Source organism: Streptomyces bauhiniae (assembly GCF_004784475.1).
Classification (GTDB): Bacteria; Actinomycetota; Actinomycetes; order Streptomycetales; family Streptomycetaceae; genus Streptomyces; species Streptomyces seoulensis.
In genome coordinates, this window is sequence record NZ_SRRT01000007.1 from 277,099 (window position 1) to 294,990 (window position 17,892).

14 protein-coding genes are annotated in these 17,892 nt (G+C 72.2%); 2 read left to right on the plus strand and 12 right to left on the minus strand.

Annotated elements, in window-relative coordinates:
• Positions 1–15: 15 nt before the first annotated feature.
• Both E5083_RS23945 and pdxH read right to left on the minus strand, forming a co-directional pair.
• Complete coding sequence (locus E5083_RS23945; RefSeq protein ID WP_135787764.1) at positions 16–1,380, minus strand: PAS domain-containing protein; 1,365 nt, start codon at positions 1,378–1,380, stop codon at positions 16–18.
• Between the two features lie 405 nt (positions 1,381–1,785).
• Positions 1,786–2,496: a pyridoxamine 5'-phosphate oxidase gene (pdxH, locus tag E5083_RS23950; protein ID WP_208754133.1), complete on the minus strand. Its 711-nt coding sequence runs from the start codon at positions 2,494–2,496 to the stop codon at positions 1,786–1,788.
• A 151-nt stretch (positions 2,497–2,647) separates the two neighbouring features.
• On the opposite strand from pdxH, the gene E5083_RS23955 reads away from it, so the two are divergent.
• Positions 2,648–3,748, plus strand: coding sequence for a citrate synthase 2 (locus E5083_RS23955; RefSeq protein ID WP_135787766.1), 1,101 nt, complete (start codon positions 2,648–2,650; stop codon positions 3,746–3,748).
• A 77-nt stretch (positions 3,749–3,825) separates the two neighbouring features.
• Here the strand turns inward: E5083_RS23955 and E5083_RS23960 are convergent, their stop codons facing one another.
• The 9 genes from E5083_RS23960 to E5083_RS24000 all read right to left on the minus strand — a co-directional run bounded on the left by E5083_RS23960 (position 3,826) and on the right by E5083_RS24000 (position 15,448).
• Positions 3,826–4,854 (minus strand): isopenicillin N synthase family dioxygenase, encoded by a 1,029-nt coding sequence (locus tag E5083_RS23960; protein WP_135787767.1) that lies wholly within the window; start codon positions 4,852–4,854, stop codon positions 3,826–3,828.
• A gap of 224 nt (positions 4,855–5,078) precedes the next feature.
• Positions 5,079–5,693, minus strand: a complete 615-nt coding sequence (locus tag E5083_RS23965) for a TetR/AcrR family transcriptional regulator (protein WP_135787768.1) — start codon at positions 5,691–5,693, stop codon at positions 5,079–5,081.
• On the minus strand, positions 5,681–6,415 hold the full coding sequence (locus E5083_RS23970; RefSeq protein ID WP_135787769.1) for an enoyl-CoA hydratase family protein: 735 nt from the start codon (positions 6,413–6,415) through the stop codon (positions 5,681–5,683). Before E5083_RS23970 ends, E5083_RS23965 begins: the two co-directional genes overlap by 13 nt.
• Entirely contained in the window at positions 6,412–7,974 is a 1,563-nt protein-coding gene (locus tag E5083_RS23975; protein ID WP_135787770.1) for a 4-coumarate--CoA ligase family protein, read from the minus strand. Before E5083_RS23975 ends, E5083_RS23970 begins: the two co-directional genes overlap by 4 nt.
• A gap of 23 nt (positions 7,975–7,997) precedes the next feature.
• Positions 7,998–9,158 carry an acyl-CoA dehydrogenase family protein gene (locus E5083_RS23980; protein WP_135787771.1) on the minus strand — a complete coding sequence of 387 codons (1,161 nt, stop codon included), beginning with the start codon at positions 9,156–9,158 and terminating at the stop codon, positions 7,998–8,000.
• A gap of 60 nt (positions 9,159–9,218) precedes the next feature.
• Positions 9,219–11,066 carry an ATP-binding protein gene (locus E5083_RS23985; protein WP_135787772.1) on the minus strand — a complete coding sequence of 616 codons (1,848 nt, stop codon included), beginning with the start codon at positions 11,064–11,066 and terminating at the stop codon, positions 9,219–9,221.
• A 5-nt stretch (positions 11,067–11,071) separates the two neighbouring features.
• Entirely contained in the window at positions 11,072–12,670 is a 1,599-nt protein-coding gene (locus tag E5083_RS23990) for an acyl-CoA carboxylase subunit beta (protein ID WP_135787773.1), read from the minus strand.
• A gap of 265 nt (positions 12,671–12,935) precedes the next feature.
• Entirely contained in the window at positions 12,936–14,624 is a 1,689-nt protein-coding gene (locus E5083_RS23995; RefSeq protein WP_135787774.1) for an acyclic terpene utilization AtuA family protein, read from the minus strand.
• Positions 14,621–15,448 (minus strand): TIGR03084 family metal-binding protein, encoded by an 828-nt coding sequence (locus tag E5083_RS24000; protein ID WP_135787775.1) that lies wholly within the window; start codon positions 15,446–15,448, stop codon positions 14,621–14,623. The genes E5083_RS23995 and E5083_RS24000 overlap by 4 nt, the downstream gene beginning before the upstream one ends.
• 116 nt (positions 15,449–15,564) lie before the next feature.
• Here E5083_RS24000 and E5083_RS24005 point away from each other — a divergent pair, with 116 nt between their 5' ends.
• On the plus strand, positions 15,565–16,476 hold the full coding sequence (locus tag E5083_RS24005; protein ID WP_135787776.1) for a phosphotransferase family protein: 912 nt from the start codon (positions 15,565–15,567) through the stop codon (positions 16,474–16,476).
• Between the two features lie 457 nt (positions 16,477–16,933).
• Here the strand turns inward: E5083_RS24005 and E5083_RS24010 are convergent, their stop codons facing one another.
• Complete coding sequence (locus E5083_RS24010) at positions 16,934–17,857, minus strand: EamA family transporter (RefSeq protein WP_135787777.1); 924 nt, start codon at positions 17,855–17,857, stop codon at positions 16,934–16,936.
• Between the last annotated feature and the right edge of the window lie 35 nt (positions 17,858–17,892).

A 17,892-nucleotide genomic window follows, 5' to 3' on the forward strand; every position in this document is an offset into this window, starting at 1 on the left:
GCCGCCGTCGGCGGTTCAAACCTGCTCGGTGCCCCGTACCGCGTCCGCCAGGTCCAGCGCCGCCGCGATGCGCGCGGCCACCTCTTCCGCGTACGTCGTGTCGGTGCGGTCGAAGCCGTCGCGGGACGTGCCGCGCAGGAAGGTCAGCACGCCCAGCGTCCGCCCCCGGCTGCGCAGCGGGGTGCACAGCGCGTGGGCGGTGTCGGCGGGCCAGTGCCGGGTGCGGGCCCACTCCCGCGACCGCTCGGGCGGCACCCCGTTCACATCGGCGCGCACGCTGCCGCCCCGCTCGGTGCACCGGGGTGCCGGGTGGTCCGGGGCGTAGCGCACGGGCAGCCCGGTGTGGACGTCGGCGCCCGGAGTCCCGGCGGGCGTCGCGGCGAGCCGCTCCAGCCGTACGGTCTCCCCGCGCGAGTCGGTCAGCCGGTCCAGCAGGGCGTGGTCGGCGAAGCCGGCGAGGGCGAACTCCAGGTGGACGACGGCCGCCTCGGCGGGGTCCTCGCACTCGGCGGCGGCGCGGGCGGCCCGGTGCAACTGGTTGGCGCGGAACCGCAGCAGCGACGCCTCGCGCTCCCCCAGCCGGGCCTCGGTGACGTCCTGGAAGAGCCAGCCGACCCCGAGCGGCACCGGTTCCTGCCCCAGCGGCGAGGCCAGCCGCACGAACCCGCTGCGCCAGCAGCGCCGCCGCTCCCCCTCCGCCGTGCGCACGGTCACCCACAGCTCGATGGGTCCGGGCGGCGCGCCCTCGGCCAGCACATGGGTGAGCGCGTTCTCCAGCTCCTCCACCCCCTGGGCGAGGAGTTCGCCGAGCGGCCGCCCGAGCGCGGCGGAGCGGCCGACGCCCAGGGCGCGGGCCGCGTGCGCGTTGACGACCGCCGGGCGCAGGTCGGCGTCGATGAGGACGACGCCCCAGGACGCGTCCTCGAACAGGGCCTCGCTCAGCGCGATGGACCGCTCCAGGTCGATCTGGGTGTGCACCTCGCTGAACGCGCAGTACAGGCCCGCCGGGCGGCCGTCCGGGCCGCGTACGGCGGCCGACTGGGTGCGCACCAGGACCCTGCGGCCGTCCTTGGTGACGAGGGCGAACTCGTGGACCTGGCGGCCGGAGGCGCGCATCGCGGACCGCAGCCGCTCGCGCACCTCCGCGTCGTCGGCGCTGCGCACCGCCCAGCCGGCGAAGCCGGGGCGGCCGACCGCCTCGGCGGCGCTCCAGCCGAGGATGCGCTCGGCCTCGCGGTTCCAGTGGGTGACGGTGCCGTCCGCGTCGAAGGCGCACAGGGCGGCGTCCATGCCGTCCAGCAGGGCGTTCAGCAGGTCGGCGCCGCCCGGTTCCTCCGGTCCCAGCTCGTCGGTGGTCCCACTGCGCCGGGAAGCACTCACCCTGGTCCCCCTTGCACGATCCGTCCGGCTGACGGCGTCGATGGTCATTCAACTCGACCGTGACCCAGCCCACACGCCGTTCCGCCAGATTGCGGCGGTGAAAATCACTTGAACCCCGGGTGCCCGCTTTTTTAGGCTGGCGGCACACGGAAGGGAGGTGGTTCGGCAGATGTATGGAAACCGGACGCGTGAGGTGGCTGCGGGCTAGCGGCCCGTCACCACACCGAGTGCGGTGCCGGACCAGTACGTGATCCAAGCGTGCGGCCGGCCCAATCCCAAGCAGTCACCCGACCCGCGAGTTCGCCGGCACGTCCGGCCGGCTCCCCCGCCGCACGGCGGAGGAACCAGAACTCGCGGGTCGTTCCGTGTTCACCGGGTTTACGGGGTTTACGGGCCCTCGCGCTCTTAAGGGCTCAGCCGTTCGGTCGTCCAGGAGCCGTCCGGCAGGGCGGTGTACAGAAGCCGGTCGTGCAACCGGTTCTCCCGGCCCTGCCAGAACTCCACCGTCTCCGGCGCGACCCGGAACCCGCCCCAGTTCTCCGGCACCGGCACCTCCGCGCCCTCCGGGTACCGCGCGGCCAGCTCGGCATAGGCGTCGTCCAGCACCTCGCGGGAGCCGATCACCGTGGACTGGGCGCTGGCCCAGGCGCCGAGCTGGGAGCCGTGCGGGCGGCTGCGGAAGTAGGCGGCGGTCTCCTCGCGGCCGGTGCGCCGGGCCACCCCGCAGACGATCACCTGGCGGGCGATGGGGTGCCAGGGGAACAGCAGCGAGATGTACGGGTCACCGGCGAGGTCGCGGGCCTTGCGGGAGCCGTAGTTGGTGTAGAAGACGAAGCCGTCGGCGTCGTAGCCCTTCATCAGCACCGTGCGGGAGCTGGGGCGGCCGGTGGGGTCGACGGTGGAGACGACCATGGCGTTGGGCTCGTAGAGCGTGCCCAGGACGGAGGCGCGGGCGGCGTCCTGGAACCAGTGGGCGAACTGGTCCATGGGGTGCGCGGCGAGTTCCTCCACGTCGAGACCGTGCGCCCGGTACTGCTCGCGCATGAACGCGGGGTCCACGGCCGGGTCGGGCTTCGGGGTGAGATCGCGGTCGGTCACGCGGTCATCCTGCCGCATCGCACGAACGTGGCACTGAGTGCCGCAAGGTCTCCCCAAGCGTGGCACTCAGGGCTATCGTGCTGTACCCGCCCCTCGTTCCGGGTGACCTCCGTGCGTATGGGGCAGTACCGGTGATGACCGCCACCGACCCACACCGAGGAGCCGCCTTATGTCCGCGTTCGTACCCGGACTAGAGGGAGTCGTCGCTTTCGAGACCGAGATCGCCGAGCCGGACAAGGAGGGCGGGTCGCTCCGCTACCGGGGCGTCGACATCGAGGACCTCGTCGGGCACGTCTCCTTCGGGAACGTGTGGGGGCTGCTGGTGGACGGCGCCTTCGCGCCGGGCCTGCCGGCGGCCGAGCCGTTCCCGATCCCCGTGCACTCCGGCGACATCCGGGTGGACGTGCAGTCCGCGCTCGCCATGCTGGCGCCGGTGTGGGGCCTCAGGCCGCTGCTGGACATCGACGCCGAGCAGGCCCGCGACGACCTCGCCCGCGCGGCCGTCATGGCGCTCTCCTACGTCGCCCAGTCCGCGCGCGGCCAGGGGCTGCCGATGGTGCCGCAGCGGGAGATCGACAAGGCCCGTACGGTCGTCGAGCGGTTCATGATCCGCTGGCGCGGGGAGCCCGACCCGAAGCATGTCGCCGCGGTCGACGCGTACTGGACGTCTGCCGCTGAGCACGGCATGAACGCGTCCACCTTCACCGCGCGGGTGATCGCCTCCACCGGGGCGGATGTCGCTGCCGCGCTGTCGGGGGCGGTGGGGGCCATGTCGGGGCCGCTGCATGGGGGTGCCCCCTCGCGCGTGCTGGGGATGATCGAGGAGATCGAGCGCACGGGTGATGCCGTCGGGTACGTGAAGAAGGCGCTCGACCGGGGGGAGCGGCTCATGGGGTTCGGGCATCGGGTGTACCGGGCCGAGGACCCTCGGGCGCGGGTGTTGCGGCGGACGGCGCGTGAGCTTGGTGCTCCGCGGTTTGAGATCGCCGAGGCGTTGGAGAAGGCTGCGCTGGAGGAGTTGCACAATCGGCGGCCGGATCGTGTGCTGGCCACTAACGTGGAGTTTTGGGCGGCTATTATGCTCGACTTCGCCGAAGTTCCGTCGCACATGTTTACGTCCATGTTTACATGTGCGCGTACTGCTGGGTGGTCGGCGCATATTCTTGAGCAGAAGCGGACGGGGCGCCTGGTGCGGCCTTCTGCGGAGTATGTGGGGCCTGGGACTCGGAAGCCCTCTGATATTTCCGGGTTTGAGAATATCGCCCACTGAGTGGGGTGGTTGGGACGCGGGGGCGGGTGACTCGCCGTTGTGGCTGGTCGCGCAGTTCCCCGCGCCCCTAACTACCTTTACGCGGGCGTCAGTAGATTTGCGTGGTGTCTTTCCGCTACCAGAGGGTGAGCCCGGAGCTTGCCCTTTAGTTCGTTGTAGCCGTATTCCGCGTACAGCGGGTTTGACGGGTCAGTCGATATACCTCGGGCCTTTTCCGCGTGCGGGAAAGGAACTGGAGTTATCTTCGCGTCCAGGGCCGGGTTGTAGAAGAAGGGGACCGAGAAGCGTTCCGTCGCTGCGGGTGGGCTCACCACTCGGTGGTTGGTGGCTACCAGGTAGCCGTTGGTGGCTACCTCCAGGAGTTCGCCCAGGTTGACGACGAAGGCGCCGTCGAGGGGTGGGACTTCGTGGAAGTTGCCGTCGGCTCGCTGGACCTGGAGGCCGCCGACCGTGTCCTGGAGGAGCAGGGTGAGGAAGCCGTAGTCCTTGTGGGCGCCGACGCCCTGGTCGGTGCCGTCGCCCGCGCTGCCGGGGTAGCGGACCAGCTTGAGGTGCGGGTGGGCGTGGGCGCCGAAGACCGGGTCGTAGAAGCCGGCCGGGGCGCCGATGGCGGTGAGCAGCTCGCGCAGCAGGCGCTGGGCGACCGCGCTGAGCTTCTCGATCCAGGCAAGCGCGGCTGTGCGCAGCTCGGGCAGGGCGGCGGGCCACTGGTTGGGGCCCTGGAGCCACCAGTACGGCGGCTCGCCGGGGCCCGGTACGCGGGCCGGGCGCTCGGCGCCGATGTCGAGCTGGTCGCGCCAGTCGCGGGCGCCGCCGGTGCGCTCGTCGCCGGTACGGGTGTAGCCCCGGAAGTGCGGGGAGTTGACGTTGTCCAGGGCCAGCCGGTCGGCCTCGGGCAGCGCGAAGAAGGCCCGCATGGCCGAGGTCAGGGCGTCGGTCTCGGCCCGGGTCACGCCGTGGCCGGTCAACTGGAAGAAGCCCACGTCATGGGCGGCGCTGTGCAGCCGGGCGTGGAAGAGGGCCCGCTCCTCGGGGCCGCGGTCGGCGGCCGAGAGGTCGATGATCGGGAGCTGGGCGTACGACGGGTCCGTCGCAAAAGTCGTCATGGTGCGTCCGCGAGGTGTACGGGGCACGGGCAGCCGCGAGGGGTGTGGCGGCCCCCTGGTGCCGGACGAAGAGAAGAAGAAGACGAGAAAGAGGGGGCTGGGTCAGGCGGAGCGCCGACAGCCCATGCTCGTGACGCGCACGTAGTCCACGTGGCGGCGTCGGACGAGCATCGGAAGCATGGGCCCAGAGTACTGCGGGCCTTCGAATTCCAGTGTGACGCGGGTCACCGGCCTCGGTCGAGGGCCTCGTCCAGCAGCGCCGCCCACTGGGCCACGACCCGTTCGCGGCGGGCGGTGTCGTCGGTGAGGAGGGTGGCGAGGCCGAGTCCGCGTGCCATGTCGAGCAGCCCCTGCACGCTCTCCCGCACACCGGGCCGGGACTCGTCGGCGCCGAGGAGTTCCACGGCGATCCGGTGGCTCTCCCGGCCTACGCGGGCCTCCAGCTCGGTCACCCGGCCGCGCAACTGCTCCTCGTTGGCGGCGGCCACCCAGAGCTGCAGCGCGGCCCGGAACAGCGGGCCGGTGTAGAGGCCGACCAGGGCGGTGACCACGGCTTTGCGGTCGCCGGGGCCGTCCGGGAACAGGTCGCGCAGGGCGGTGGAGCGCCGTTCCGCGACGTACTCGACGGCGGCCGTGAAGAGGTCCTCGCGGGTGGGGAAGTGGTGCTGGGCCGCGCCCCGCGAGACGCCCGCGCGCTCGGCGACGACCGAGACCGTGGAGCCCGCCCAGCCGTGCTCGGCGAGGCAGGCCACGGCGGCCTCCAGCAGCCGCAGCCGGGTGGCCCGGCTGCGGTCCTGCTTGGGTACGCGGTCGCGTTCCGCCGTACTCACACCACCCATGCCGCATCCCGTCTTTCCAGGAAGGCCGTCATCCCCTCCCGCGCCTCGGGGGCGGAGAACAGCCGGGCCGAGAGCGCGGTGAACCGGTCCGCGTCCCGGTCGAACGTCTGAAGCACCCTAGCCGTGAGCAGCTCCTTCGTCGCGGCCAGGGCCTCGGGCGAGGAGCGGCGCAGACCGTCCAGGACCGGGGCGAGGGCCTCGTCCACGTCGTCGCCGGTGAGCGTGAGCAGCCCGAGCCGTACCGCCTCGGCGGGGCCGAAGCGCTCGCCGGTGAGGTAGTACCGGGCCAGCTCGCGCGGGTCGGCGCGCGGGAGCAGGGGCAGGGAGATCACGGCCGGGGCGACTCCGATGCGGACCTCGGTGAAGGCGAACGTGGCCCCGGCGGAGGAGGCCGCGATGTCACAGGCGCCGACCAGCCCGAGGCCGCCCGCGCGGACGTGCCCGGTGATCCGGGCGACCACCGGCTTGGGCAGCTCCACGAGCTGTCGCAGGAGGCCCACCAGGGCGTCCGGGTGGGGCGGGTCGCGCAGGTCGGCCCCGGCGCAGAAGGTGTTGCCGGTGTGGGTGAGCACGACCGCCCGGACACCGGGGTCCTTTCCGCACTCGGCCAGCGCTTCGGCGAGTTCGGCGACCAGCGGCCCGGACAGGGCGTTGCGGGTGTCCGGGGAGTCCAGGCTGAGCGTCTCCACGGCACGGTCGCGGGTGCGTCCGACGAGGGTCATGGGCGCAGCTCCCGGCGCAGGATCTTGCCGGAGGCGGCACGGGGCACCCCGTCGGTGAAGGTGACCCCGCGCACCCGCTTGTACGGCGCGACGCGCTCCCCCACGTACAGCATCACGTCGTTGGCGCTCAGCTCCGGCGCGGTGGGCTGGCGGACGACGAAGGCGTGCGGGGCCTCGTTGCCGTCCTCGTTGACGACGCCGATCACGGCCGCGTCCGCGATGCCTGGGTGGGTGAGCAGCAGGGCCTCCAGTTCGGCGGGGGCCACCTGGAACCCCTTGTACTTGATGAGTTCCTTCACCCGGTCCACCACGAACAGCCAGCCCTCGTCGTCCACTTGACCGACGTCGCCGGTGTGCAGCCACCCGTCCGCGTCGATCATCGCGGCAGTGGCGTCGGGGCGGCCCAGGTAGCCCTTCATGATCTGCGGGCCCCGGATCAGGATCTCGCCGCGCTCGCCGGGGCCGAGGTCCTTGCCCGGGTCGTCCAGGGAGACGATCCGCATCTCGGTGCCGGCGATGAGCCTGCCGACCGTGCCGGGCGGCGCGTCGCGCAGGTGGGCGAGCGGGACGACATGGGTGCCGGGTGACAGCTCCGTCATGCCGTACGCCTGGCCCAGCGGCGGCAGCCCGAGCCGGTCGGCGCAGGCCGCCGCGAGGGTGGCGTCCAGCGGGGCGGCGGCGCTGATCACGTACTTCAGCGAGGAGAGGTCGTACCGGGCGACCGAGGGGTGTTTGGCGAGGGCGAGCACGATCGGCGGGGCGACGTACAGGCCGGTGATGCGGTGGGTCTCGATCGCCGCGAGGAAGGTGTCCAACTCGAAGCGGGGCAGCACGACCACGGTGGCGCCCTGGCGCAGGGGCGCGTTCATCAGGGCGGTCAGGCCGTAGATGTGGAAGAACGGCAATACCGCGAGGATGCGCTCGTCGGGCTCCACCGTGACGGCGGGCTCCAGTTGGGCGAGGTTGGTGGCGATCTGCCGGTGGGTGAGCATCACGCCCTTGGGCGTGCCGGTGGTCCCGGAGGAGTACGGCAGTACGGTGACGTCCTCGGCGGGGTCGACCGCGACGTCCGGCTCGGGGGCGGTGGTGGCGAGCAGCTCGGTCAGCGAACGGTGGCCGGGTGCCTGGTCGCAGACGAAGATCTCCCGTATTCCGCCCGCGAGTTCGGCGGCTCTGCGGGCGGTCGGCAGCAGCGGGGAGACGGTGATCAGCCAGCGCGCCGAGCTGTCCGCGAGCTGCTTGGCCAGCTCCTCCGGGGTGTGCAGCGGATGCGCGGTGGTGACGGTGGCCCCCGCGCGGGTGGCCGCGTAGAAAGCGAGCGGGAACGCGATGGTGTTGGGGCTGTGCAGGGCGAGTACGTCACCCTTGCGCACCCCCGCCTCCGCGAGCGCGGCGGCCAGTCTCCGGTGCAGGAAGTCGAGTTGGGCGTAGGTGAGGGTGGTGCCGTCCACGCCGTCGATCAGCGCGGGCCGGTCTCCATAGGCGGCGGCTCCGCCCAGGACGGCGTCGTGGATGGGCAGTTCGACGGGCGGGACCTCGGCGTACGGGCTGTGGAACACGGCTCCTCCGAACGTCGGTCGCTCTAGTACGACTTGGGCAGGCCGAGGGTCTGGTGGGAGATGTAGTTGAGGATCATCTCCCGGCTCACCGGGGCGATCCGGGCCACCCGCGCGCCGACGATCAGCGAGGCGAGCCCGAACTCGCGGGTCAGGCCGTTGCCGCCGAGGGTGTGCACGGCCTGGTCGACGGCCCGTACGCACGCCTCCCCCGCCGCGTACTTGGCCATGTTGGCCGCCTCGCCCGCGCCGATGTCGTCCCCGGCGTCGTAGAGGTGTGCCGCCTTCTGCATCATCAACTTGGCCAGTTCCAGGTCGATGTGGGCCTGGGCGAGGGGGTGCGCGATGGCCTGGTGGGCGCCGATCGGGGTCTTCCAGACAGAGCGCTCACGGGCGTACTCCAGCGCCTTGCCGACGGCGTACCGGCCCATGCCGATGGCGAACGCGGCCGTCATGACGCGCTCCGGGTTCAGCCCGGCGAAGAGCTGGAGCAGCCCGGCGTCCTCGTCGCCGACCAGGGCGTCGGCGGGCAGCCGTACGTCGTCCAGGACCAGTTCCCACTGCTTCTCGGCGGCGCTCAGCTCCATGTCGATCGGGTTGCGGGAGAAGCCCTCGGCGTCGCGCGGGACGATGAACAGGCAGGGCTTGAGCTTGCCGGTGCGGGCGTCCTCGGTGCGGCCGACGATCAGGACGGCGTCGGCGTGGTCCACCCCGGAGATGAAGACCTTCCGGCCGGTGAGCAGCCAGTCGTCGCCGTCCCGGCGGGCGGTGGTGGTGATGCGGTGGGAGTTGGAGCCGGCGTCGGGTTCGGTGATGCCGAAGGCCATCAGCTTGGTGCCGTCGGCGAGGCCGGGGAGCCAGGTTCGTTTCTGGTCCTCGGTGCCGAAGCGGGCGATCACTGTGCCGCAGATGGCCGGGGAGACGACGAGCATGAGGAGGGGGGCTCCTGCGGCGCCCAACTCTTCCAGGACGATGGAGAGTTCGGCTATGCCGCCGCCTCCGCCGCCGTATTCCTCCGGGAGGTTGACGCCGAGGTAGCCCAACTTGGCTGCTTCTTGCCAGAGTTCGGTGGGGTAGCGGCCCTCGGCTATGACCTGGGTGATGTAGTCGCGGCCGTAGCGCTTGCCCAGGGTGGAGACTGCTTTGCGGAGGGCCTGGTGTTCTTCGGATTCGATGAGGGTGGTCACTTTTACTCCTTCGGGTGCAGGTTGTGTGTGGCTGGTCGCGCAGTTCCCCGCGCCCCTGGGTTACTTCGACTCGACGACTGCCAAGAGGGTGCCCATCTCCACCTGGCGGCCTACTGCCGCTGGGAGGGCTGTGAGGGTGCCGTCCGTGGGGGCGGTGATTCGGTGTTCCATCTTCATTGCCTCCAGCCAGATCAGGGGCTGGCCCGCCTTGACCTCGGTGCCCTCCGTCAGGCCCTCCGCCATGCGGACGACCGTGCCGGGCATGGGGGCCAGGAGGGAGCCGGGGGCGTGTTCGGTGGTGGGGTCGGGGAAGCGGGGGAGGGCGGTGAGGGTGGTGGCGTTCACGTGGACCCGGTCGCCGTAGCGGGCTATAAGGAACTTCCGCTGTACGCCGTCCACTTCGAGGATGACCAGGTGCGGGGCGGTGTGCACCACGCGTACGCCGTCCGCCGTCGGGCCGGTGCGGGTGTGGTGGTAGGTGGCCTCGTGCTCCTCGCCCGCCATCTCGTACCGCTTCACCTGGGGGCCCGAGGGGACGTTGCGCCAGCCGCCGAAGCGGGAACGGCCGTGGGCGTCGGCCAGGGCTGCGGCTAGGGGGGCGTACGGGTCTGGGGCGGGCTCGGTCAGGGTGGTGAGGTGGCGGTCGTAGAAGCCGGTGTCCATGCGGGCTTCGGTGAACTCGGGGTGCCTGAGCGAGCGGACCAGCAGGTCGCGGTTGGTGACCGGGCCGTGCAGGGCGGTGCGCTCCAGGGCGCCGGCCAGCCTGCGGACCGCCTCGGTGCGGGTGGGGGCGTGCGCGATGACCTTGGCGAGCATCGGGTCGTAGTGCACGCCGATGGTGTCGCCGTCCACGCAGCCGGTGTCCAGCCGTACGCCGTCCGGCACGGTGAAGCGGTGCAGGGTGCCGGTCTGCGGGGCCCAGCCGCGCGCCGGGTCCTCGGCGTACAGCCGGGCCTCGACGGCGTGGCCGCGCGGGGCCGGCTGCTCGGCGGGGAGGGCGTGGCCCTCGGCGACGCGGATCTGTTCGGCGACCAGGTCGACGCCGAACACCGCCTCGGTGACCGGGTGTTCGACCTGGAGCCGGGTGTTCATCTCCAGGAAGTGGGCGCGGCCGTCCGCCACCAGGAACTCCACGGTGCCCGCGCCCTCGTAGGACACGGCACGCGTCGCCCGCTCGGCGAGCGCGTACAACTGCTCGGTGAGCGCGGGCGGGAGGCCGGGTGCGGGGGCCTCCTCGATCACCTTCTGGTGCCTGCGCTGGAGCGAGCAGTCGCGGGTGCCGAGGGTCCACACCGTGCCGTGGGTGTCGGCGAGGACCTGTACCTCGACATGGCGGCCGTTCTCCAGGTACGGCTCCACGAACACCTCGCCGTCCCCGAACGCGCTCGCCGCCTCCGCGCGGGCGTCCTCCAGCGCGCCGGGAAGCGCGGCGAGGTCGCGTACGACGCGCATGCCACGTCCGCCGCCGCCCGCGGCCGCCTTGACCAGGAGCGGCAGGTCGGCCGGGGTGACGTCCTGTGCGTCCAGCGGAGCGAGGCCCATCAGCTCCTTGGCGCGGGTCTTGGACGCCATCGCCTCGATCGCCTCGGGCGGGGGGCCGATCCAGATCAGCCCGGCGTCCCGGACGGCGCGGGCGAAGTCGGCGTTCTCGGAGAGGAAGCCGTAGCCGGGGTGCACGGCGTCCGCACCGGCCGCGAGGGCGGCCTTCACGATGAGGTCGCCGCGCAGATACGTCTCGGCGGGCGCGGCGCCCGGCAGCCGTACCGCTGTGTCCGCCACACGTGTGTGCAGCGCACCCTCATCCGCGTCGGAGTGTATGGCGACGGTACGTATGCCGAGGTCGGCGCAGGTGCGGAAGATACGGCAGGCGATCTCGCCCCGGTTGGCGACGAGCAGGGTGGAAATCATGGGCCTCACATCCGGAAGACGCCGAAGCCGCCACGGGCGCCCTCGTAGGGAGCGGTGTGTATGGCGGACAGGCACATACCGAGGACGGTTCGGGTGTCGCGGGGGTCGATGACGCCGTCGTCGTAGAGCCGCCCGGACAGGAACATGGGGAGCGACTCCGACTCGATCTGCCCCTCGACCATGGCGCGCAGGGCGGCGTCCCCCTCCTCGTCGTACGGCTGTCCCTTGGCCAGGGCCGACTGGCGGGCCACGATCGACAGCACGCCCGCGAGCTGCTGCGGGCCCATGACGGCCGACTTGGCGCTGGGCCAGGCGAAGAGGAAGCGGGGGTCGTAGGCGCGGCCGCACATGCCGTAGTGGCCGGCGCCGTAGGACGCGCCCATGAGGACGGAGAGGTGCGGCACCTTGGAGTTGCTGACCGCGTTGATCATCATCGAGCCGTGCTTCACGATGCCGCCCTGCTCGTACTCCTTGCCGACCATGTAGCCGGTGGTGTTGTGCAGGAACAGCAGCGGGATGTAGCGCTGGTTGGCGAGCTGGATGAACTGCGCCGCCTTCTGCGACTCCTCGCTGAACAGCACCCCGCGCGCGTTGGCCAGGATGCCGACGGGGTAGCCGTGCAGCTCGGCCCAGCCGGTGACCAGGCTCGTGCCGTACAGCGGCTTGAACTCGTCGAAGTCGGAGGCGTCGACCAGCCGGGCGATCACCTCGCGCGGGTCGAAGGGGGTGCGCAGGTCGCCGGGGACGATGCCGAGCAGTTCCTCGGGGTCGTACTTGGGCGGCTCGGCGAAGCCCGGATCGGCGTACGCCTTGCGGTGGTTGAGCCGCGCCACCACCCTGCGCGCCTGCCGGATCGCGTCCCGCTCGTCCACCGCGAAGTGGTCGGCCAGGCCGGAGGTACGGGCGTGCATCTCGGCTCCGCCCAGCGACTCGTCGTCGCTCTCCTCGCCGGTCGCCATCTTCACCAGCGGCGGGCCGCCCAGGAACACCTTCGCGCGCTCCTTGACCATGATCACGTGGTCGGACATGCCGGGGACGTACGCGCCGCCCGCCGTGGAGTTGCCGAACACCACCGCCACGGTCGGGATGCCCTCCGCCGACAGCCGGGTCAGGTCCCGGAAGATCGCCCCGCCGGGGATGAAGATCTCCTTCTGCGAGGGGAGGTCGGCTCCGCCTGACTCGACCAGGCTGATGACGGGGAGGCGGTTGGCCCGCGCGATCTCGTTCGCCCGCAGCGCCTTCTTCAGGCTCCACGGGTTGCTCGCGCCGCCGCGCACGGTCGCGTCGTTGGCGGTGATCAGGCACTCGGTCCCTTCGACCACCCCGATGCCGGTGACCAGCGACGCGCCCACGGTGTACTCGCTCCCCCAGGCCGCCAGGGGGGACAGCTCCAGGAACGGCGTGTCGGGGTCGACCAGCAGCTCGATCCGCTCCCGCGCGAGCAGCTTGCCTCGCTTACGGTGCCGGGCCACATATTTCTCGCCCCCACCTGCGAGGGCTTTGGCGTGCTCCGACTCCAGGTCCGCGAGCTTGGCGAGCATGGTGTCGCGGTTGGCCTGGTGGTCGGGGGCGGTGGGGTCGAGGGTGGTTTGGAGGAGGGTCATGGGGTGCCTCCGGGGTGGGGGGCGGGTGTGCCGGAGTGGGCGGGCGGCCGGGCTTCGCGGGGCGACGGGTAGGGCGGGCGGGAGGTGGCCGGTGCCTGCCCTCGGGGCGGCCGGGGCGGGCGGGAGGTAGCCGGTTCCCGCCCTCGGGGCGGCCGGGGCGGGCCGCAGGTCAGCCCGCGTGGCTTGGGTGGGCGCCGTGGCTTCCGTGGCTGTCGCGGTTGCCGTGGCTGAGCAGGCTTGGGGCGCCGAGGGGGCTTGGGAGGCGTCACAGCAGGTCCTCCGGGATGTCCAGGTGGCGGGAGCGGAGCCACTCGCCGAGGGCCTTGGCCTGGGGGTCGAAGCGGTGCTGGGCGGCCACGCCGGCGCCGAGGATGCCGGTGACGACGAAGTTCAGCGCGCGGAGGTGGGGCAGGACGTGCCGGGTGACCGGGAGGTCGCGGGCCTCGGGGAGCAGCTCCCGGAAGCGCTCGACGGTCAGCTCGTGGGCGAGCCAGCGCCAGGCGTCGGCGGAACGGGCCCAGACGCCGACGTTGGCGTCCCCGCCCTTGTCCCCGCTACGGGCTCCGGCCACATGGCCGAGGGGGGCGCGGCGGGTGCTGCCCACATGGAGGGGCTCGGGCAGCTCGGGCTCGGGCACCTCGCTGAGCGGGAGCGTCTGCTGCGGTGCGGCCACCTCGATACGGCGTCCGTCATGGAGGACGGCCACATGGTCGACGGCACCATGGGGTACGGCCACATGGTCGAACACCCCATAGGGCGAGCCCTTCCCCGGTGGCGCCAGCACATGGAAGCCGGGGTAACTGGCGAGCGCCAGCTCGATCGCAGCCCCGCTCAGCCCCCGCCCGACCACCTCGGGATCGGCGTCCCGCACGACGAGCCGGAGCAGCGCACTGGCCGTCTCCTCCGTGTCGGCGTCGGCCCGGTCGGTGCGGGCCAGCTCCCAACGCACCTCGTCCGGCGCCGCCTTGGCCAGCGCGGCATCCATCTGGTCCCGCACCAGCTCCGCCTTGGCCTCGATATCAAGACCGGTGAGGACGAAGGCGACCTCGTTGCGGAAGCCCCCGAGCCGGTTGAGGCCGACCTTCAGCGTGGGCGGGGGCGCCTCACCGCGTACCCCCTCGATCCGCACCCGGTCCGGTCCGTCCTGGCGGAGCCGCACCGTGTCGAGGCGGGCGGTGACATCGGGCCCGGCGTACCGGGCACCCCCCGTCTCGTACAGCAACTGGGCCGTGACGGTACCGGTGTCCACGAACCCGCCGGTACCAGGATGCTTGGTGACGACACTGCTGCCGTCGGCATGGATCTCGGCCAGCGGAAAGCCGGGACGGCGTACGTCACCGTCCTGGAAGAAGGCGTAGTTGCCACCAGTGACCTGGGTCCCGCACTCCAGCAGATGCCCGGCGACGACGGCCCCCGCGAGCTGGTCGTGGTCCCCCGGCCCCCACCCGAAGTGCGCGGCGGCGGGCCCGGTGACGAGCGCGGCGTCGGTCACCCGACCGGTGATCACCACATCGGCCCCGGCCCGCAGACACTCCGCGATCCCGAAGCCGCCGAGGTAGGCGTGGGCGGCGAGGGTGCCGGGGTGCGCGGCGGTGAGGTCGTCCCCCTCGACGTGCGCGACCCGTACGGGTATCCCTAGCCGCTCAGCCAACTCCCGTACCTTGTCGGCGAGTCCGGCCGGGTTGAGCCCGCCCGCGTTGGTGACGATCCGTACCCCGCGCTCGTGGGCGAGGCCGAGGGTGTCTTCGAGCTGGCGCGCGAAGGTACGGGCGTATCCGGCGCCGGGGTCCTTCAGCCGGTCGCGGCCGAGGATGAGCATGGTCAGCTCGGCGAGGTAGTCCCCGGTGAGTACGTCGACCTCGCCGCCGGTGAGCATTTCGCGCAGGGCGCTGGAGCGGTCGCCGTAGAAGCCGGAGAAGTTGCCGATGCGGAGGGGGGTCGCCGTCGCCGTCACCGGGCGGGCTCCTGGGGTGCGGCGTTCTGGGGCGCGGCTTCCTTGGGGTCGCGGCCGGTGCCGGGCGGGCCCGCGAAGGCTTGGGCGATGTCGAGCCAGCGGTCGGCGTCCGGGCCGACGGCGGTCAGGGCGAGGTCGGCCCGGTGGGCGCGCTGGGTGACGAGCAGGCAGAAGTCGACCGCGGGGCCGGTGACCCTTTGCGCGGCGTCCTCGGGGCCGTAGGTCCACAGCTCGCCCGAGGGGGCCTGAACCTCGACGCGGAACTCGTCCTCCGGCGCGGGCAGTCCCCGTACCGCGTAGGCGAAGTTCCGGGCACGCACACCGATGCGGACCACATGCCGGAGCCGGTCGGTGGGTGCGCGCACCACACCCAGGGCGTCGGCCACATCCTGGCCGTGGGCCCAGGTCTCCATGAGCCGGCCGGTGGCCATGGCGGCGGCCGACATGGGCGGCCCGAACCAGGGGAACCGGGTGTGCCGCACCGCCGCTTCCCGCAGGGCGCGGTCCAGCTCCTGCCGGCCTTCCCGCCAGCGGGCGAGCAGTTCGGCGGGACCGAGCCGGACGCCGTCCTCGGCACCGTCGTCCACGAAGGAGTCGGGCGCGGTGAGCGCCTGTTCGGCGAACTTCTGGAAGGCCGCCTGATCGCTCATGGCGAGCAGGGCAGCCTGGTCGGTCCAGTGCAGGTGGGCGATCTGGTGGGCGATGCTCCAGCGCGGAGCGGGCGTCGCGCGTGCCCACTCGCTCTCGGTCAACTCGGCTACGCGCAGGTCGAGTTCCCGGCTTTCCTCACGCAGGTCGTCGAAGACGGGCGTCGGATCGGACATGGGCAGGAGCATGGCAGCGGGGACAGAAACAATCAAGCGTGCTTGCATTAATTTGTCGGGGCGGGGTGCCGGAAAAGGGGTGCGCTCGGGCCGTCTCCTCCGGCTAGGTTCGCCGGATGCGCGCCTTCACGGACCCCTCGGAGCTGCGACGACTGGTACGGGAGGGGCTGGGACCGGGGTGCCGGGTCACCGGTGTGGAACGGCTGCGCGGTGGCTCGAAGAAGGGGGTCTACCGGTTGACCCTGGCCGGGATGGGCGCCCCGCCGACCGTGATCGCCTATAGCTGGGCCCCACAGGAGAACTACTGGCCCGGTGTGCCGACGCCCCACCCCTCCGGCCTGGCCCCGTTCCTGTCCGCACACCACACCCTCCAAGCGGCCGGTGTACGCACCCCACATGTCCTCTACGCGTCCGAGCCCGACGACCTGGCCCTGGTGGAGGACATCCCCGGCGACACCCTGGAGACCACCTTCACCACCGACCCCTCCCGAGCGGCGAGGGCCCTGTCCAAGCTGGCCGTGGCCCTGGACCACATGGCCGCGCACACCTCTCCGGCGGACCACACCAGCGAGGACGTAACCCTGACCCGAGCCCTCAACGACCTCGCCGAGGCAGCGACCCGCGACCCGCGCATCAACGCGGCGACCCCTGCCCTGACCAACCGCCTCCACGAGCTACACGCAGCGCTGACCCCCCGCCCCACCCACTCCCTGGTCCACGGCGAACTGGGCCCCGACCACATCCTCCTCACCCCCGACGCCCACCCCGTCCTGATCGACATCGAGTCCCTCACCCACGCCGACCCCGAACAGGAACACGCCTACCTCCGCCTCCGCTTCGGCCCCCACTACGCCCCCCTCTCCCGCCTCCTGAACCCCACCCGCCTCGCCCTCCACACCCTCGCCCTCCACCTCTCCCTGATCGCGGGCCCTCTCCGCCTACTGGACGGCGACTTCCCCCACCGGGACGCCATGCGGGGCATCGCGGAACACAACACACGGGAGGCGCTACGGCTGGTGGAGATGTGAGCCGAACCGGCTGGCGGACCCGGCGCCGCCAAGAGCCTCGTACGCCGAGCACTCGCCCAGCCCCAACGCGTCCGACGCACACCGGACCGTGACCGGGGTGGCGCCCGGTGTCGGCCGCCTGCGGCTCCAGCAGAGGCGAGGGTTCAGACGCCGCGAGCGGCAGGGCGCGCTCCGCGTAGTGCACCGCCCCACCATGGGGAGACCGGCCTATCGCCTCCGCCAACACCAAGACGGCACAAGCCCAGCGAGGCACAGGCTGACCCGGTGGTCACACCTAGGTCGGAAACCCCGGCCTGATCACCGCATCCGCCACCCCCGCCCGGGCGTACGGCACTGGTGATCGAGGCGGCACACGGCAGCCATCCGCGCAACGGCACGCCAGGCCGGCCGGGGCGCACACGAGTGGCCGCACATCAACGAGCAGCGCGGCAACACCCCGGCCCCCTGAACGGAGTGCCTACGCCTCCGGCGCCGGCGGCGCCACCCGCCGGGTCTGCGTCCGCACCGCGCCGATGCTCGCCGCGATGACCAGTGCGATGGCGGCGGCCTGCGTCAAGGAGAGGGTCTGGTGGAGGACGAAGAAACCCGCGGTGGCCGCCACGGCCGGCTCCAGGCTCATGAGGATGGCGAAGGTGGGGGCTGGGAGGCGGCGGAGGGCGAGGAGTTCGAGGGTGTAGGGGAGGACCGAGGAGAGCAGGGCCACTGCCGAACCGAGGGCGATGGTGGTCGGGTTCAGCAGCCGAGTGCCCGCGTCGACGATGCCCAGCGGGAGGAACACCAACGCGGCCACGCCCATCGCGAGGGCCAGCCCGTCGGCCTGGGGGAAGCGGCGCCCCGTACGGGCGCTGAAGATGATGTACGCCGCCCACATGACGCCCGCCGACAGTGCGAAGCCGACGCCCAGCGGGTCGAGCCCGCTGAACCCTCCGCCGCCCAGCAGGAAGACGCCCGCCAGGGCGAGGCCCGCCCACACGGCGTTGATCGCGCGGCGGGAGGCGAAGACGGACAGGGCGAGCGGTCCGAGGACTTCCAGGGTGACCGCGAGGCCGAGCGGGATACGGGCGACCGCCTGGTAGAAGAGGCCGTTCATCCCGGCCATGGTGAGACCGAAGACGATCACCGTCCCCCAGTCCGTACGGGAGTGTCCCCGCAGCTTGGGCCGGCACACCACCAGCAGCACGACGGCCGCCGCCACCAGCCGCAGCGTCACCACGCCGAGCGCGCCCGCGCGGGGCATCAGCGTCACCGCGAGCGCCCCGCCGAACTGGACCGATATCCCGCCCGCCAGCACCAGCCCGACCGGCCCCAGCGAGCCGAACCGGCCGGGGGAGTCCGGGGTGGTGGGGGTCTTGGCCGGGGTGGAGGTACGGACGGTGGTCACGGGCTGTCCTGGGGAGCGGCGGGAGTGGGCTTCAT

What these genes read in the sequence shown, in the direction of transcription:
- E5083_RS23960 (WP_135787767.1), bottom strand. Translation starts at nt 4,854, where the DNA reads ATGACGACTTTTGCGACGGACCCGTCGTACGCCCAGCTCCCGATCATC.
- pdxH (WP_208754133.1), bottom strand. Translation starts at nt 2,496, where the DNA reads ATGCGGCAGGATGACCGCGTGACCGACCGCGATCTCACCCCGAAGCCC.
- E5083_RS23970 (WP_135787769.1), bottom strand. Translation starts at nt 6,415, where the DNA reads ATGACCCTCGTCGGACGCACCCGCGACCGTGCCGTGGAGACGCTCAGC.
- E5083_RS23955 (WP_135787766.1), top strand. Translation starts at nt 2,648, where the DNA reads ATGTCCGCGTTCGTACCCGGACTAGAGGGAGTCGTCGCTTTCGAGACC.
- E5083_RS24005 (WP_135787776.1), top strand. Translation starts at nt 15,565, where the DNA reads ATGCGCGCCTTCACGGACCCCTCGGAGCTGCGACGACTGGTACGGGAG.
- E5083_RS23990 (WP_135787773.1), bottom strand. Translation starts at nt 12,670, where the DNA reads ATGACCCTCCTCCAAACCACCCTCGACCCCACCGCCCCCGACCACCAG.
- E5083_RS23985 (WP_135787772.1), bottom strand. Translation starts at nt 11,066, where the DNA reads ATGATTTCCACCCTGCTCGTCGCCAACCGGGGCGAGATCGCCTGCCGT.
- E5083_RS24000 (WP_135787775.1), bottom strand. Translation starts at nt 15,448, where the DNA reads ATGTCCGATCCGACGCCCGTCTTCGACGACCTGCGTGAGGAAAGCCGG.
- E5083_RS23965 (WP_135787768.1), bottom strand. Translation starts at nt 5,693, where the DNA reads ATGGGTGGTGTGAGTACGGCGGAACGCGACCGCGTACCCAAGCAGGAC.